Below are 14,309 nucleotides of genomic sequence, written 5' to 3'. Positions count from 1 at the left end.
TTTTAGGCAAACGGGAACTCCCCTTAGGCTAGGCCGAGAGGGCGGCGGACGACCGCGGCAGGAGCCCCGCCACGGCGAGCCGCTCCAGGTCGGACAGGGCCCGCACGGCCGCGTCGGCCGCGGCCGGGTCGGCCTCGGTGATGCCGCTCGCCGCGAACTCGTCCTCGTCCAGGCGCAGCACGGCACTGCCGTCCGCCGCGCACCACAGGTCGAGGTCCAGGTCCTCGACGGTGAGGACGTCGCCGCCGCGCACAGCGGGCCGGGTCACGTCGCAGTACCAGCCCTTGAGCGCGCCGTCCGCCGCGTACACCTCCTTGACGGCGTACCAGCGGTCGCGCCAGTAGTGCTCCACGAAGGTGTCGCCCGGCTCGAAGCGGACGAAGCCGAAGTCCCGTACGCCCGCGCCCGCCCAGGGCGCGCGGACCGTGACGCGGGTGCCGTCGTCCGAGAGCAGCCGGGCCGGATAGCGGATCTTCGTGCGCCCCGCCTTGCGCAGCTCGACCTCGACGTCGGTCGAGGCCCCAGCCTCAGTCGATCGTGCGGACATGACGTACCTCCGTGTCGTACTTCTCGTAACCGAACCACTGATTGATCGCGACCATCGGGCCGTTCTCGCTGTCGTTGCCCGTGAACGCCTCCGTGCAGCCCGCCGCCCGCGCCCGGTGCAGCGAGGCGTTCTTCGCGAGCTTGGCCAGGCCCCGGCCGCGGTGGGCGCGGGCCGTGCCGGTCATGCCCGACGCGTACCGGGACGCGCCGTCGGTGTGCGCAAGGGTGAACGCGGCGGGCTCCCCGTCCACCACGGCCACCGTGGTCAACTCGTGGTCCAGGAGCGGGTGGTGCCAGGTCTCGGTGAGCCAGTACGCGTAGTCCGAGAACTCCGCGCGCACGTCGCTCGGCTCGTCCGCCGCCGTCTCGGCGTCCAGGGCGAACAGGGGGCGCGGGTCGTCCCGGAAGTCGGCCGCCGAGCGCAGTTCGACACCAGGGGGCGGCTCCGCGAGCGGCGGCAGGCCGCCCCGCGCCAGGTCCAGGCGCAGGAAGTGCGCGGTGCGGCTCGCGCGGTAGCCGCGCCGCGCCGCGAACGCGCGGTTGCGCGGCGTGTCCAGGACCCACGAGTACAGCGCCGTCGCGCCCGCGCCCACGAGGTGCTCCTCCGCCGCACGCGCCAGGAGCGAGCCCGCGCCCAGGCCGCACCGCTGCGGATGCACGTACACGTTCAGGAAGCCCTGCCCCGGCTCCGGGCTGTCGTGGGCGATCCCCACCTGGGCCGTGCCGACCACCTCGCCGTCCGCCTCCGCGACGAGCGCGCGGTAGCGGGCGTCGGGGTGGGCGTGCTCGCAGCCGTACGCCACGGACGCGGCGGTGGCGAGCAGCGCGGGCACCGCCGCGCGCCGCACCGCCGCGTAGGCGGCGGCGTCCTCCGGGTCTGCGGTGCGCAGGTCACGCACCCGGATCTCAGTCATGGCCCGGACGGTACGCGCGGGACGGGCCCGGGTGCCTCCGAATTTCCGCGCGTGCGGGACAATCGGCGCGTGGCTCTGAAGATCCTCATCAAGGAAGGCGCGGGCGCCGCGCCGCCGTTCGAGCAGGTACGCACGCAGATCGCCGGGCAGGCGCGGGACGGGGTGCTGCCCGTCGGCTACAAGCTGCCGACGGTACGCGGGCTCGCCGAGGAGCTAGGGCTCGCGGCGAACACCGTGGCCAAGGCGTACCGGGCGCTCGAGGCGGACGGGGTGATCGAGACGCGGGGGCGGAACGGGACGTTCGTCGCGGCCGCTCGCGAGGCCGCGGCTCGCGCGGCCGCCGGGGCCGCGCAGGCCTATGCCGAGCAGGTCCGCCGCCTCGGGCTCTCCGAGGCCGAGGCGGCTTCGGCGGTCCGCGATGCCTTGCGTGCGGTCTACGGCTCCTCGGCCTGAGCCCAGGTCAACGGTTGCTCGGCACCTCCGCGTTGTGCCCACCCGTCCCGCCCTGCGGGACGATTGCCCACAACGGGCCCTAAAGGTACAGCCCCGCGTCCGCTCCGTCCCGGGTGGGCGGGATGGACGGCGGGGTCGTGCCGCGGCGCAGGGCGTACAGTTCGGCCAGCGTCGCGCCCTCGCGGGAGACGCCCTCGTTGGTGCCGAGCCAGCTCACCGACTCGGCCCGGGTGAGCGCGCCCACCTCGATCCGGGCCAGACACCGCCCGGGCCGCACCACCGCGGGGTGCAGCCGCTCCAGGTCCTCGTTGGTGGTGACCCCGACGAGCACGTTGCGCCCCTGGCCGAGCAGCCCGTCCGTGAGGTTGAGCAGCCGCGAGAGGGCCTGCCCCGCCGTGTGCTTGGCCTCGCCGCGGATCAGTTCGTCGCAGTCCTCCAGGAGCAGCAGCCGCCAGCGGCCCTTCGCCGTGCCCTCGTCCTCCCCGATGGCGATGTCCATCAGATAGCCCACGTCCGTGAACAGGCGCTCCGGGTCGAGGACGCAGTCCACCTGGCACCAGTCGCGCCAGGAGCGCGCGAGCGTGCGCAGGGCGGACGTCTTGCCGGTGCCCGGCGGCCCGTGCAGCAGGAGCAGCCGCCCGGAGATGTCCTCGGGCGTGGTCTTCATCAGCTTGTCCATGGCGTCGGCCACCGGCGCGGTGTAGTTCTGCCGCACCTCCGACCACGTGCCCGCGGAGATCTGCCGCGTCGTGCGGTACGGGCCGCGCCGCGGCGACACGTACCAGAACCCCATGGTCACGTTCTCCGGCTGGGGCTCAGGGTCGTCCTGCGCGCCGTCCGTGGCCTGCTTCAGGACCCGCTCGGCGAGCTCCGCGGAGGTCGCCGTGACCGTGACGTCGGCGCCCCGGTTCCAGCGCGAGACGAGCAGCGTCCAGCCCTCGCCCTCGGCGAGCGTCGCGCAGCGGTCGTCGTCCCGGGCGGCCCGCAGCACGGCGGCGCCCGGCGGAAGGAGCGTCGAGCCGGCCTTGACGCGGTCGATGTTCGCGCTGTGCGAGTACGGCTGCTCGCCCGTCGCGAAGCGGCCGAGGAACAGCGCGTCGACGACGTCCGACGGCGAGTCGCTGTCGTCGACGTTGAGCCGGATCGGCAGGGCGTCCTGAGGGTTCGCAAACATGCCGCCATGATCCGCCACGAATGCGCCCGTGTGCACCCCGGTTTCGGTACTCCGCCCGAACGCCACGCGCGAGTCCCAGACACTCGTACGGAACGCGCCCGACCGGGAATCGTCGCCGATACGCTGGCCCTCGATGCGACGGCATGGGTGGAATTCGGATGCGCGGAAGTGGCGTCTCGCCGCTCTGCTCGGCGTTGGTGCGGCCGCTCTGGCCCTGGTCCTGACCGTGCTCACGCTGCCCGAGGAACGCGGCGGCAGCACCGCGGGCACCACGAGGGACGGCGACAAGGTGCACGGCACCCCGGTGGCCCCGCCGCCCCCGGGGCAGGCGGAGGTCGGCTGGGGCTTCACGCACACCCAGTACAGCGCGGACCAGGGCGAGGACGCCGCCGTCGCGCGCGCCGAGAAGCTGATCAAGGAGCAGCCGCGCCCGCTGCCGCAGGTCCAGCACATCATGGGCTGGGGCTCGGGCAACCCCGAACCGGTCAAGGGGCGCTACGACTTCGACGCCATGGACCGCCGCGTCGACTTCATCCGCGCCACCGGCGGCACACCCGTCGTCACCCTGTGCTGCGCCCCCGACTGGATGAAGGGTGGCAAGCCAGGATCCGACAACACGAACTGGAGCAAGGCCTCCCTGGAGACCGCCCCCAAGCCTGAGCACTTCGACGACTTCGCCCGCCTCGCCGCGACCGTCGCCAAGCGCTATCCGGACGTACGGCACTTCGTCGTCTGGAACGAACTCAAGGGCTTCTGGAACACCACCGAGCACCGCTGGGACTACGAGGGCTACACCGACCTGTACAACCGCGTCCACAAAGCGCTGAAGGCCGTCAACAAGGACATCATGGTCGGCGGCCCGTACGTGGTGATGAACAGCGTCGACCCGCGCCAGACCGACGGCGTCTCCAAGGACCTGAAGGGCCCCTGGGGCAGCATGGACCAGCGCTCGCTCGACGCCTTCGACTACTGGAACAAGCACAAGGCGGGCGCCGACTTCGTGGTCGTCGACGGCGCCAGCTACACGGTCGACGACGAGATGATCCCCGACGAGTTCGGGGCCACCGACAAGCTCACGGACGTCAGCCGCTGGCTGCGCGAGCGCACCGACGGACTGCCCCTGTGGTGGGCCGAGTACTACGTGGAGCCCGGCGACAGCAAGGACAACCGCGACGACTGGTCCGAGGCGCACCGCGTGGCCGTGCACGCCTCCGGCCTCATCGCCCTGGTCCGCGGCGGCGCCACGAGCGGCTTCTACTGGAACCCGCAGAAGCGCTCCGGCGACTGCGCGGGCTGTCTGTGGAGCTCGACGCAGCTCGCCGACGGCGGCCGCGAGAAGCCGATACTGGACCTGCTCGCACGGTTCTCCGACGCCTTCCCGCCCGGCACGAAGTACGAGAAGGTCACCGTCGCCGACGACGACGTGCCGAACGTCCGCGTCCTCGCCGACGACAAGACCGTCCTCGTGGTGAACACGCTCGACCGGCCCATCAGCGCGGAGATCGGCGGCAAGCGCTTCGACCTCGCCGGGTACGGGGTGAAGTGGCTCGACCGCTGAGCCGCCCCACCCCCGCCCCGCGGGCTACGCCATCGTCAGGAACCGCTGGATCAGCGACGCGAGGAACACCGCGAGCAGCGGCAGCGAGAACCAGAAGCTGCTCTGCAGCCAGCGCTGCTGCGCCACGCTCGGCGCGGCCGCCACCCGCACCACCTCGCGCGCCGCCAGCAGCAGCACCAGCGCCACGACCGCGAGGCCGCCGACCACCGACCACGGCGTCCACGTCACCTTGGGGCCGACCGCGCCCGGGTCCGCCTCCGGGACCGCGCCGTCCGGCCGCTCGCGCAGCGTGTACAGCGTCGCGTCGGCGTTGCTGAAGACCTTCTTCAGATCCGCGCGCTTGTCCAGGTTCCGCACGAGCCGGGTGTCCCAGTTCTTCGGATAGCCCGAGTCCATCTGGAGGTACACCGTCTGACCGCGGTTGACCATCAGGTACGAGTTGGGCCCCGCGTCCTTGAGCGCCTTCACCACGCCCGACACCAGGGCCGGGTCGGGCGGCGCGAGGGTGGGCACGTACTCGACCTTCTCCGGGTCCCGCTCGCCCCAGGGGATCGCGGGCGTCACGTTGTTGACGGTGTCGTTGCTCATCCACAGCAGCCGCACGGTCGGGTCGTCGTGCGCGTACACGTACTCCATGGCGGCGACCTCGCCCGTCCTGACCCGCTCGAACGGCTCGTTGCCCCAGCGGGCCACCAGGAAGCCGCCCACCAGGACCAGCCCCGCGAGCAGCGCGGCGAACGGCGCGAGGCTCACCCGGTCGCGGTCCCGCTCCTTGGCGGTGGCCCCGGTGCGCGGGAACAGCGCGAGCCCGCCCAGCAGGGTCGCCCCGGGCAGCGCGAACATGAAGACGCGCAGCGCCATCTCGCCGCCGTAGCTCTGCATGCCGAAGCCCAGGAACGGCACGAAGGCCAGGACGACGAGCGACACCTCGCGGTACTTGAGCCGGCGCCTGCGCAGCCAGCCGCAGCAGGCAAGCGCGAGCACGCTCCCGGCGAGCGCCACGCGCGTGTACAGGACCAGCTTGTGCGTGGAGTCGCCGCCCTCGATCCGCCCGGAGACGGACGACGACACGTTGCCGCCGACGCCGCCGACGCCGCCGAACAGCTCGTCGAAGTGGCCCGACCAGTACGGCTCCGCCAGGAAGCCGAGCCAGAGCACCACGAGGACGCCGAAGAGCAGCGGCAGGCCCCGCAGTTCGCAGCGGCGCACGAGCACGAGGACCGTGACGACGCCGAGCATCACGAAGGGCGTCAGCTGGTGCGCGGGCACCGTCGCCGCGAACAGGCCCATGAGGACCAGGAGCAGCACCGCCTGCTGCCGCCGGTTCGCCAGCTCCACCTCGGCCTCGCCGGGCCGCCGCTTCGACCAGAGCACGCGGGGCGCGCGGAACCACACCAGGAGGATCGCCACGAAGGCGATGTACAGCGCGTACGTGAAGCCCTGCGGCGAGAAGTAGTCCTGGCCCACCCAGCCGCTCAGGACGAAGAGCCACAGGCCCGTCCACTTGGCCCGCCAGCTCGCCCGCATGTGCCGGGTGAGCAGGTACATCGGCGGCAGGTACAGGAGCTGGATGGCCAGCGGCCACCAGCGGATCAGCTCGGTCAGGTCCGAGACGCCGCAGGCCTCCGCCAGGAACGTGGCGCCCGCGAAGAACCCGGGCCAGCTCCAGCGCGCGTCCAGGTCGGGCGCCGCCGTGCCGGTCCTGTCGATGTACTCCATGAAGCCCAGGTGCTGCCAGGCCGTCGCGAACCGCGGCTCGGTCTCGATGACGGCGGGCAGCGCGTGCAGCGACACGACGGTGGCGACGAGCGTCAGCGCGAGCAGCCAGGTGAGCGGCCGCTCCAGGCGGAGCAGCGAGGCGAACACGACCACGAGGAGCACCGCGCCGACCAGCGTGGGCATCGGGAGCACGGTGACGAGGCCGAGCCCGCCCATCGCGTCGAGGTCGCTCTCGCCGAGCCCGAGCGCGGGCACCCAGTACAGGCCGAGGGCGAGCACGAGGAGCAGCCCGAGCACCAGCGGCGTGCGGCGCGCGGCCGGGGCGGGGCGCCGCGGCGCCGGGGGAGCGGGGGCGGCGGCCGCGGGCGCACCGGCGGGCGGCGCGGGCGACGTCGCCGCGGAGCCCCCGGCCGCGCCCTTGACGGCCGGGGCGCCCGTGACGGGTGTCGGTGTCTTCATGCCCGGTGAACCGGGTGAGGCGGGACCCGGTGACGGCACGGCGGCGGACCCCGTGGCGGAACCCGGCGCGCGGGCCGTGTCCGGGCGCTCCACCGGTGTCCCGCGCGACGGCGTGCCGCCGAACGGCCGCCCCACGGCCCAGGTGGGCCGGTGCCCGTCCATGCCGCCGCCCCCCGTCGTGTTCCCCGAGCCCGGGTACGCCCGCGTCCCGAACACCGGCGTCGCCGGGCCCGGCCGCACGTCCGGCCTGCGCTCCTGATGGTCCAGGTCGGCCCGGTGGATGGCCAGTTGCAAGGTGTCCGCGTCGAGGGACTCGCGCAGGGCCCACGCCGGGCCGAGCCGGTGCCCGGGGGCCTTGGTGAGGGTGGCGCCCTGCGTGCGGGCCCGCGGCGACGGCGGGACGTCCGGGGTGCCGAGGTCCGCGAGGTCGCCGTCCGGCGCCGCCTCCGGCGCCGTCCGGTGCGTGATCGCGTACAGCTTGGGCGCAGCGATCGCCACGATCACCGCGAGGCTGGAGATCTCCGCGACGCCCGCGCCCGTCAGCCCCATGCGCGGCAGCAGGATCAGCGTCAGACCGAGGACGAGCAGGCACAGCAGGCCCTGCAGCCAGGCGAGGCCGGACGTGCGGCTCTGCGCCCTGAGGACGGCGAAGTACGTCTCCATGACGACCCGCAGCGCCGTCCCCACCGCGAACCAGCGGAGCAGCGGCGTCGCCGCCTCGGAGTAGCCCTGCCCGAACACGTGCAGGATGTAGGGCGCGGCCAGGAAGGTGAGCGCGCAGATCGGCAGCATGATCCGCAGCATGCGGCGCAGCGCCGCGCGGGTGTTCGCGGCGAGCCGCGCCGGGTCGTGCGCCCCCTCGACGGTCAGCGAGGCGCCCATGTTGATCGCCAGCAGGTTCATGGTGCCCGCGATCGTGGTGGTGATGTAGAAGTACGCGTTGTCCTCGGAGCTGACCTGCGAGGCCACGATCACCGGGACCAGGTACACCACGGCGAGCGAGAACAGCGAGCCCGTGTAGTCACCGGCCAGGAAGCGGCCTATCTCGCGCATCGAGGGCGGCTGCGCCTTGCCCTCGGTGGCCCGCACGTGGCACGGCACGAGGCGCCGGAACACCAGCCAGCCGAGCGGCACCACCGACAGGGCGATGGCGGCCACCCACGACACGAACACCCCGGCCGTGGGGATGGCCGCGGCGAGGACGATCAGCAGGGCGAGCTTGACCACGGAGAACACCGTGTTGCCCACCGGCACCCAGAACGCGCTGCGCAACCCGGTGAGCACGCCGTCCTGGAGCGTGAGCAGACACCAGGCCACGACCGCCGCGACGAAGCCGATCCCGGCGAGCGGGCCGTGCAGGAAGCGGTACGAGGGCCCCCACAGGTCGAGCGTGAACAGGAAGAGCAGCGCCACGAACCCGACGATCACCGAACTTCCCGCGTACGTACGGAAGATGAGCGTGCCGGTGGCGCGGCCCGCCACCGGGATGAAGCGGGCCAGGGCGCCCGTGAGCGTCACGGCGGTGACGCCCGCGAGGAGCTTCATCGCCGCGATGGCCGCCGAGCCCTGGCCGACCGCCGACTCCGAGTAGTACCGGGCGGCGGCCAGCCAGAAGCCCAGGCCGAGCAGGCCGGAAATGCCGGTGTTGACCATGAGCGCGTACGCGTTGCGGAACAGCGGGCTGCCCCCGCCCGCCCCTGGCAGCCGCATCCTCCGGGACCTTCTCTCCTTTCCGCCGGTCGGCGGTGCGCCGCCGGTACTGCTGGTGGTCCCAGTGACCTCTGCCTGTGCGGTGGTCGTGTCAGACACGGGAGCGAGCTGCCTTCCGGCGGGCTTGTTGGCAACGGCGGACTATCGCGTATCCCTTGGTGAGGACCCGGTCCCTGGCGAAGGTCCGGGTGATCGACCGGCCCTCGGCGAGCCGCTCGAACTCCTCGAGGCCCGTACTGCGCCGCACCGTCACCCGGCGCAGCGCGTACGGGCCCTGACATCTGCGCGCCAGGGTGTTCCCCACGGCGAGCGACTGGCAGAACCCGGCGCCCCGCACCGTGCGCCGGACCCGGCGGCTGGAGTAGCCGTACGGGTAGGCGAACGACACCGGCGGGGTGCCGAGTTCGGCCGCCAGGATCTCCTTGCAGCGGATCACCTCGAACCACAGCGCGTCGTCCGAGAGCTGGTCGAGCTGCGGGTGGGTGTGGCTGTGCCCGCCGATCTCGACGCCGGACTCGGCGAGGCCGCGCACCTGGTCCCAGCTGAGCATGGTGTCGAGCCCGCCCCCGGTGTCGTACGTGCCGCGCAGCCAGCCCGTCGCGATGAACAGCGTCGAGGCGAACCCCTGCTTGGACAGCTCCGGCAGGGCGTGCTGGTGCACGCCCTCGTAGCCGTCGTCGAAGGTGATCAGGACGGGCCGGGTGGGCAGCGGCCGGCTCGGGTTGCGCCAGTGCCAGGCCAGCTGCGCGGTGGTGAGCGGAGTGCAGCCGAGCGCGCGGAGCACTTCCATCTGCTCCCCGAACGCCTCCGGCGACACGGACAGCTCGTGCGTGGCGTCGTTCGGCAGCGGTGCGACCGAGTGGTACATGAATATGGGGATCCCTCTTCGGGTCATCCGGCCGCCCCTTCGCTGCGTCTCTCCTCGGGGCCCTCCACCACGTCCACGACGGAGAACTCCGTCCCCGCCCTGCGCGCGCGAACGCTCCCGATGACGTACCCACCGGCCGCCGCGACCACGCCCGTCACGATGGCGCCCGCGCGGCCCGCGCCGCCGGGGCGGCCGAGCAGCGCGTCCCGCAGGCCGCGCCCCACCCCGGCGGGCAGCACCCGCGTGGTGTAGCGCCGCTCGGACTCCAGGCCCTTGTCCGCACCCACGCTGCGGGCCACCAGGGCCTTGGAGAGCCCCTCGGCGTAGGCGCGGGTGCGGAAGTAGCGGAACCGCTCGCGGGCGGCGGGCACCCGGTGGTGGATGACCGCCCGGTCGTCGATGAGCAGCACGGCGTCGGGCCTGGCCCGGCTGAGCCGGATGCACAGCTCCGTCTCCTCGCAGCCCAGCGGGCGCTTGTCGCCGTCGCGGCCGATGCCGGTGGCGAAGCCGCCCGCGAACTCGAAGGCGGTGCGCCGGAACGAGGCGTTGCCGCCGAGCACGTTGCGCACCCGCACCCGGCCGGTCGGATGGCCCCGGTACATGCAGCCGACGACCCAGTCGAACTCCTCGGGGAACCAGGCGGGCCTGCGCCGCGAGGCCCACACCGGCCGGGTGGCACCGCCGACGGCGAACACCTGCGGATCGTCGTAGGCCTCGGCGAAGCGCAGCAGCCAGTCGCGCTCGGCGACCGCGTCGTCGTCGAGGAAGGCGATGACCTCGCCGCCGGACGCGGCGATGCCGGTGTTGCGGCCCGCGGACAGGCCGCGGGGGCCCGCGTTCGCGAGCACCCGCACGTCCGGCGCCTCCTTGTACTCCTTGGCGAGGCGTTCTCTCAGCGTTTCGTTGTGGTCGACCACGAGGAGGGTCTCGTGGGCCGCGCGTGACTGGGCCCGCACCGAGGCGACCGCTGAGAGGATGTCCTCCCAGCGGTCTTCGGTGTACACGCAGATGACCACCGAGATAGTGATCAAGAAACCTCTCCCTGGCCCGCCGGGAGGGCGGCGGTGCGTGTGCTCCGCCGTTGGGTACGCCTGTTGGAGCGCTCGGTGAGGATCACCTTGAGCACCCGCAGGCCGTCGCGCACCGCGCTGAGGTTGCTCACGCCGTGGATGCGCAGGTACTCGTGGCTCGGGATCTCCTGGACCTTGAGCCCCGCCTTGACGACGCGGATGTTCATCAGCGTCTCGACCTCGAAGCCGGTGCAGTCGAGCTCGATCTTGTCGAGGCAGTGCCGCCAGAAGGCGTTGTAGCCGTAGCACAGGTCCGTGTACCGGGCGCCGAACTTGGCGTTCACGACCGCGCACAGGGCGAAGTTGCCGAGCTTGCGGATGAGCGTCATGTCGTCCGTGCCGCCGCCGTTGGCGAACCGGGAGCCCTTGGCGAAGTCGGCGCCCGAGACCAGCGCGGAGACGTAGGAGACGATCTCGTGGCCGTCGGCGGAGCCGTCCGCGTCGACCATCACGATGATGTCGCCGGTGCACGCCTCGAAGCCGGTGATGAGCGCGTCGCCCTTGCCCTTGCCGAGCTGCCGGACGACCTTCACCTCCGGCCACAGCTCGCGCGCGACCTTGACCGTGTCGTCCGTGGAATTGCCGTCCACGAGGACGACTTCATGGATCCAGTCGGGCAGGGTCTTGAACACATAGGGAAGATTCTCCGCTTCGTTCATCGCGGGAATCACGACGCTCACCGGAGGAGCAATCGCCAGGTGTGAGGAGACCGGCCGGTATTGGTGCTGACTCGGAATGGCGGGCAATCCGCCTTTGGTCTTCGACGGCCGCGCCGACTTCGCGGCGGAGCCGTTCTCTGACGGGTCGATTAAAGGATCTTGGCCCGAATTGAACGGGCGCACAGCGGAACTCATGAGTCTCTTGTCCCTCTCGTCCGGTGGACCGCCCGCCCCCGGGCGGTCCGGTTGTGGGTCCGGTTCGAAAGGGGGGGTTCTCACGTCCGGTCATGGCGGAGCGCACCATGTGCGGTGAACTCCGGGACACGCCCGGGTGAGCTGGCATGACTGCGCGGCACGTGACCCGGACGACTTGTGGTCACCGGGCACAGGCACCCCCCAACCGCGCCCCGCACCGGGACCATCGCGGTCTTGAGCCCTCCCCTAGACCGACGCCGATGGACCGTTGCGGGTGGATGTACGACGGTATTGATGCTTGCGACCGTATGGCAAGACCTGGAACGAGGTCTCACGTTTTCGATAAATTGACCGTTGTCTTAGGACACTTTGGATGCGCCCTGTTCACTGGCTCTTCTCTGACGTTCGCTGGCGCTTCCTGCGCGCTTCTCACTCTTTCCGACGCCGGGAACGGATCTTTCCCACGCCCTTGAGCAGGCGATCCGCCGGTTCGAACAATTCCGGTCGGGATACGACCGTGTTGCGCAGCGCCCGGACCGGCGCGCGGTGCGCACGATGGCCGAGAGCCATGGGGTGGCGCAGCGCCACCCACCCCTCGGACACCGTCAGTTCCCGTGTCTTGAGGGAGTCCTTGTACTGCTTCTGGCCGCGCCCGAGGTCGAGGTGGGCGATGCCGTCGGCGGCGGCGGCCTCGGCCATGTGCAGATGCAGCAGCAGGCCGGGCGAGTACTTCGCGAACGCCGGGTCGTAGGCCGGGAACCAGCAGGAGAGCACGCGCTCGGTGCGCGGCCCGAAGTGCGCGGCGACGGGCGCGTCGTCGACGTAGAGCACGGAGAGCAGTCCCTGGAAGGTCTCCGAGCGGGTGTGGAAGAGCTGGTGCACAAGGTCGGTGATCCAGGCGCGCGCGAAGCGGTCGCTGCGGCCGGTCCTGCGGTACTGCGCGGACTTCCAGGCCATCAGCGTGCGCAGCGCCCCGGGGTCGCGCTCGTCGTGCACGTACCGCACCGCGCCGTGGTCGCGGGCGAGCTTGCGGCCCTTGGCGCGGGTGCTGCGGAGGAACTTGGGCGAATGCTCCCGCAGATGGCCGAGGTAGGCGTCGTAGCCCTCGTCGAGCTCCATGACGGGGGAGGCGAAGGAGCCGGTGGCCCCCGCCTCGAAGGCCGGCTGGCCGTCCACGAGGTGGTCGTACTCGTACATCACCAGGCCGCAGGCGCGCAGCAGGTGGCGGGCGTCCCAGCTGAAGCCCGGCCGGTGCACGACGCCCTGGCTGTCGGAGACGCCGAGGCCGACGGCGCGGCCCACGCCGGTTCTGGATCTCTGGTACGGGAAGAACGCGGCGGGCTCGCCGTCCTCCCGGGCGACCGCGATCCGCACGTTGCGCCGCACCCGGGCCACGGCGAGCGTGAACTCGGGGGAGAGGAAGGGGTTCGCGAGATTCGGCGAGCCGTTCAGATGGGCCTTGGACTGCAGGGCGGTCCAGGCCGCCCGGTCCGCCGCGGTGAGTTCGCCGGGGCGGTGGACGGTGATCTCCACGACATCAAGTCCGTCTCCTCGGGGCGCGGTGGTGCTAGCGCCGCGCCAAAGCCGACAGGAAGATGACCGAGCTGATCCCCGCGACCGCCGCGACCCCGCCGCGGACCGACCACACGTGCAGGGCCAGCATGGCCTGGGCGACCAGCAGGTCGACCACGATCGCCGCCGAGACGGCGGCGAGGGCACGGCCCCAGGGGTCGAGCCCGCGCAGCCAGTGCGCGAGCGCGGCGGCGGGGGCGGCGACGAGGAAGAAGAGGGTCAGGGGGCCGCGCACCGGCGAGGAGAGGTCGAGCAGCGCGAACAGCGCCCCGACGCACCCGGCCGTGACGGCCGCGCCCGCCAGCAGCGGGCTCAGCTCCCTGCGTGCCGACTTGAACCTGATGGTCTGCATGGGCGACTTGCCCCCCGAAGCGCCGGATGCCGGGCTTCAATGTGGCCCAGCGGGCGGCGGCTCGTCAAGATGCAAAGGGAGTGTGCAGATGTTCGCCGTCACCCCGACGGATGATCGGTGAACTCCCAGGGCGGGCAAGGGAATTACTGAAGAATTGATTGTCATGGACACTATCGACAGCGCGTGGTGCGGTGCTACCACTGTCGAGGCGGAAATCCTGCTCAGGGAGGTTCCATGAGATTGTCCCGTTTCGCGGCATACGCTTCCTCGCTCCTCCTCGCCGCGGCTGCCACCCTCACCGGGGTGGGCGCCGCGCACGCCGACTCGGGCGGCGGACGGAGCGCGGCCCCCACCTATGTGGCGCTCGGGGACTCCTATTCGTCCGGCGTCGGCGCCGGCAACTACGACAGCGGCAGCGGCAGTTGCAAGCGCAGCACCCGCGCGTTCCCGGCGCTGTGGGCCGCGGCCAACGCGCCCGCCGGCTTCAGCTTCACGGCCTGTTCCGGCGCGCGCACCGACGACGTGCTCGCCAACCAGACGGGGCCGCTCAACTCCGGCACCGGCCTCGTCTCGATCTCCGTCGGCGGCAACGACGCGGGCTTCAGCGACGTCATGACGACCTGCGTCCTGCAGTCCGAGGACAACTGCGTGGCGCGCGTCAACCAGGCCAAGGCGTACGTCGACTCGACGCTGCCCGGCAAGCTCGACCGCGTGTACACGACGATCAGGAGCAAGTCCCCGTCCGCCCGGGTCGTCGTCCTCGGCTACCCCCGCTTCTACAAGCTCGGCGGCAGCTGCCTCGCCGGTCTGTCCGAGCGCGAGCGCACCGCCATCAACGGCGGCGCCGACCACCTGAACGCGGCGCTCGCCAAGCGCGCCGCCGACCACGGCTTCGCCTTCGGCGACGTCACCTCCACGTTCGCCGGGCACGAGATCTGCTCCGGCGCCCCGTGGCTGCACAGCGTCGTCTGGACCAACATCGGCGAGTCGTACCACCCGAACGCCGCGGGCCAGTCCGGCGGCTATCTGCCCGTCTTCAGCAGGAACGCGTCCTGAGGCC

General features: G+C 72.0%; 12 protein-coding genes. 3 read left to right on the top strand and 9 right to left on the bottom strand.

Annotated features, from left to right (window positions below):
- Positions 1–28 precede the first annotated feature (28 nt).
- Positions 29–547 carry a DUF402 domain-containing protein gene (locus IG74_RS0130950; protein ID WP_030684113.1) on the bottom strand — a complete coding sequence of 173 codons (519 nt, stop codon included), beginning with the start codon at positions 545–547 and terminating at the stop codon, positions 29–31.
- Positions 528–1,460, bottom strand: a complete 933-nt coding sequence (locus IG74_RS0130945; RefSeq protein WP_030684112.1) for a GNAT family N-acetyltransferase — start codon at positions 1,458–1,460, stop codon at positions 528–530. Before IG74_RS0130945 ends, IG74_RS0130950 begins: the two co-directional genes overlap by 20 nt.
- A gap of 69 nt (positions 1,461–1,529) precedes the next feature.
- Here IG74_RS0130945 and IG74_RS0130940 point away from each other — a divergent pair, with 69 nt between their 5' ends.
- Positions 1,530–1,913, top strand: coding sequence for a GntR family transcriptional regulator (locus tag IG74_RS0130940; RefSeq protein WP_030684110.1), 384 nt, complete (start codon positions 1,530–1,532; stop codon positions 1,911–1,913).
- Between the two features lie 79 nt (positions 1,914–1,992).
- Here IG74_RS0130940 and IG74_RS0130935 read toward each other — a convergent pair whose 3' ends face one another.
- Complete coding sequence (locus tag IG74_RS0130935) at positions 1,993–3,087, bottom strand: DUF5925 domain-containing protein (RefSeq protein ID WP_030684109.1); 1,095 nt, start codon at positions 3,085–3,087, stop codon at positions 1,993–1,995.
- A gap of 133 nt (positions 3,088–3,220) precedes the next feature.
- Here IG74_RS0130935 and IG74_RS0130930 point away from each other — a divergent pair, with 133 nt between their 5' ends.
- Positions 3,221–4,645, top strand: a complete 1,425-nt coding sequence (locus IG74_RS0130930) for a GH39 family glycosyl hydrolase (protein WP_030684108.1) — start codon at positions 3,221–3,223, stop codon at positions 4,643–4,645.
- 24 nt (positions 4,646–4,669) lie between these two features.
- Here the strand turns inward: IG74_RS0130930 and IG74_RS0130925 are convergent, their stop codons facing one another.
- The 6 genes from IG74_RS0130925 to IG74_RS0130900 form a co-directional block, all read right to left on the bottom strand.
- Positions 4,670–8,632 carry a hypothetical protein gene (locus IG74_RS0130925; protein ID WP_030684106.1) on the bottom strand — a complete coding sequence of 1,321 codons (3,963 nt, stop codon included), beginning with the start codon at positions 8,630–8,632 and terminating at the stop codon, positions 4,670–4,672.
- Positions 8,625–9,428 carry a polysaccharide deacetylase family protein gene (locus IG74_RS0130920; protein ID WP_030684105.1) on the bottom strand — a complete coding sequence of 268 codons (804 nt, stop codon included), beginning with the start codon at positions 9,426–9,428 and terminating at the stop codon, positions 8,625–8,627. The genes IG74_RS0130925 and IG74_RS0130920 overlap by 8 nt, the downstream gene beginning before the upstream one ends.
- Positions 9,425–10,432 (bottom strand): glycosyltransferase family 2 protein, encoded by a 1,008-nt coding sequence (locus IG74_RS0130915; protein ID WP_030684103.1) that lies wholly within the window; start codon positions 10,430–10,432, stop codon positions 9,425–9,427. The genes IG74_RS0130920 and IG74_RS0130915 overlap by 4 nt, the downstream gene beginning before the upstream one ends.
- Positions 10,429–11,325 (bottom strand): glycosyltransferase family 2 protein, encoded by an 897-nt coding sequence (locus IG74_RS0130910; RefSeq protein WP_234334506.1) that lies wholly within the window; start codon positions 11,323–11,325, stop codon positions 10,429–10,431. The genes IG74_RS0130915 and IG74_RS0130910 overlap by 4 nt, the downstream gene beginning before the upstream one ends.
- A gap of 429 nt (positions 11,326–11,754) precedes the next feature.
- Positions 11,755–12,858 (bottom strand): GNAT family N-acetyltransferase, encoded by a 1,104-nt coding sequence (locus tag IG74_RS0130905; RefSeq protein WP_030684101.1) that lies wholly within the window; start codon positions 12,856–12,858, stop codon positions 11,755–11,757.
- A 34-nt stretch (positions 12,859–12,892) separates the two neighbouring features.
- Complete coding sequence (locus IG74_RS0130900; RefSeq protein WP_030684099.1) at positions 12,893–13,249, bottom strand: hypothetical protein; 357 nt, start codon at positions 13,247–13,249, stop codon at positions 12,893–12,895.
- A 234-nt stretch (positions 13,250–13,483) separates the two neighbouring features.
- Between IG74_RS0130900 and IG74_RS0130895 the strand changes: the two genes are divergently transcribed.
- Positions 13,484–14,305, top strand: a complete 822-nt coding sequence (locus IG74_RS0130895; RefSeq protein WP_030684098.1) for an SGNH/GDSL hydrolase family protein — start codon at positions 13,484–13,486, stop codon at positions 14,303–14,305.
- Positions 14,306–14,309: the final 4 nt, after the last annotated feature.

This window comes from Streptomyces sp. NRRL B-1347, assembly GCF_000720325.1.
In the GTDB taxonomy this organism is placed as follows: Bacteria; Actinomycetota; Actinomycetes; order Streptomycetales; family Streptomycetaceae; genus Streptomyces.
This window is presented reverse-complemented; position numbering and strand designations above follow the sequence as displayed.

Coding starts and splice junctions, on each gene's coding strand:
- IG74_RS0130950 (WP_030684113.1), bottom strand. CDS start 547: ATGTCCGCACGATCGACTGAGGCTGGGGCCTCGACCGACGTCGAGGTC.
- IG74_RS0130945 (WP_030684112.1), bottom strand. CDS start 1,460: ATGACTGAGATCCGGGTGCGTGACCTGCGCACCGCAGACCCGGAGGAC.
- IG74_RS0130935 (WP_030684109.1), bottom strand. CDS start 3,087: ATGTTTGCGAACCCTCAGGACGCCCTGCCGATCCGGCTCAACGTCGAC.
- IG74_RS0130930 (WP_030684108.1), top strand. CDS start 3,221: ATGCGACGGCATGGGTGGAATTCGGATGCGCGGAAGTGGCGTCTCGCC.
- IG74_RS0130920 (WP_030684105.1), bottom strand. CDS start 9,428: ATGACCCGAAGAGGGATCCCCATATTCATGTACCACTCGGTCGCACCG.
- IG74_RS0130910 (WP_234334506.1), bottom strand. CDS start 11,325: ATGAGTTCCGCTGTGCGCCCGTTCAATTCGGGCCAAGATCCTTTAATC.
- IG74_RS0130900 (WP_030684099.1), bottom strand. CDS start 13,249: ATGCAGACCATCAGGTTCAAGTCGGCACGCAGGGAGCTGAGCCCGCTG.
- IG74_RS0130895 (WP_030684098.1), top strand. CDS start 13,484: ATGAGATTGTCCCGTTTCGCGGCATACGCTTCCTCGCTCCTCCTCGCC.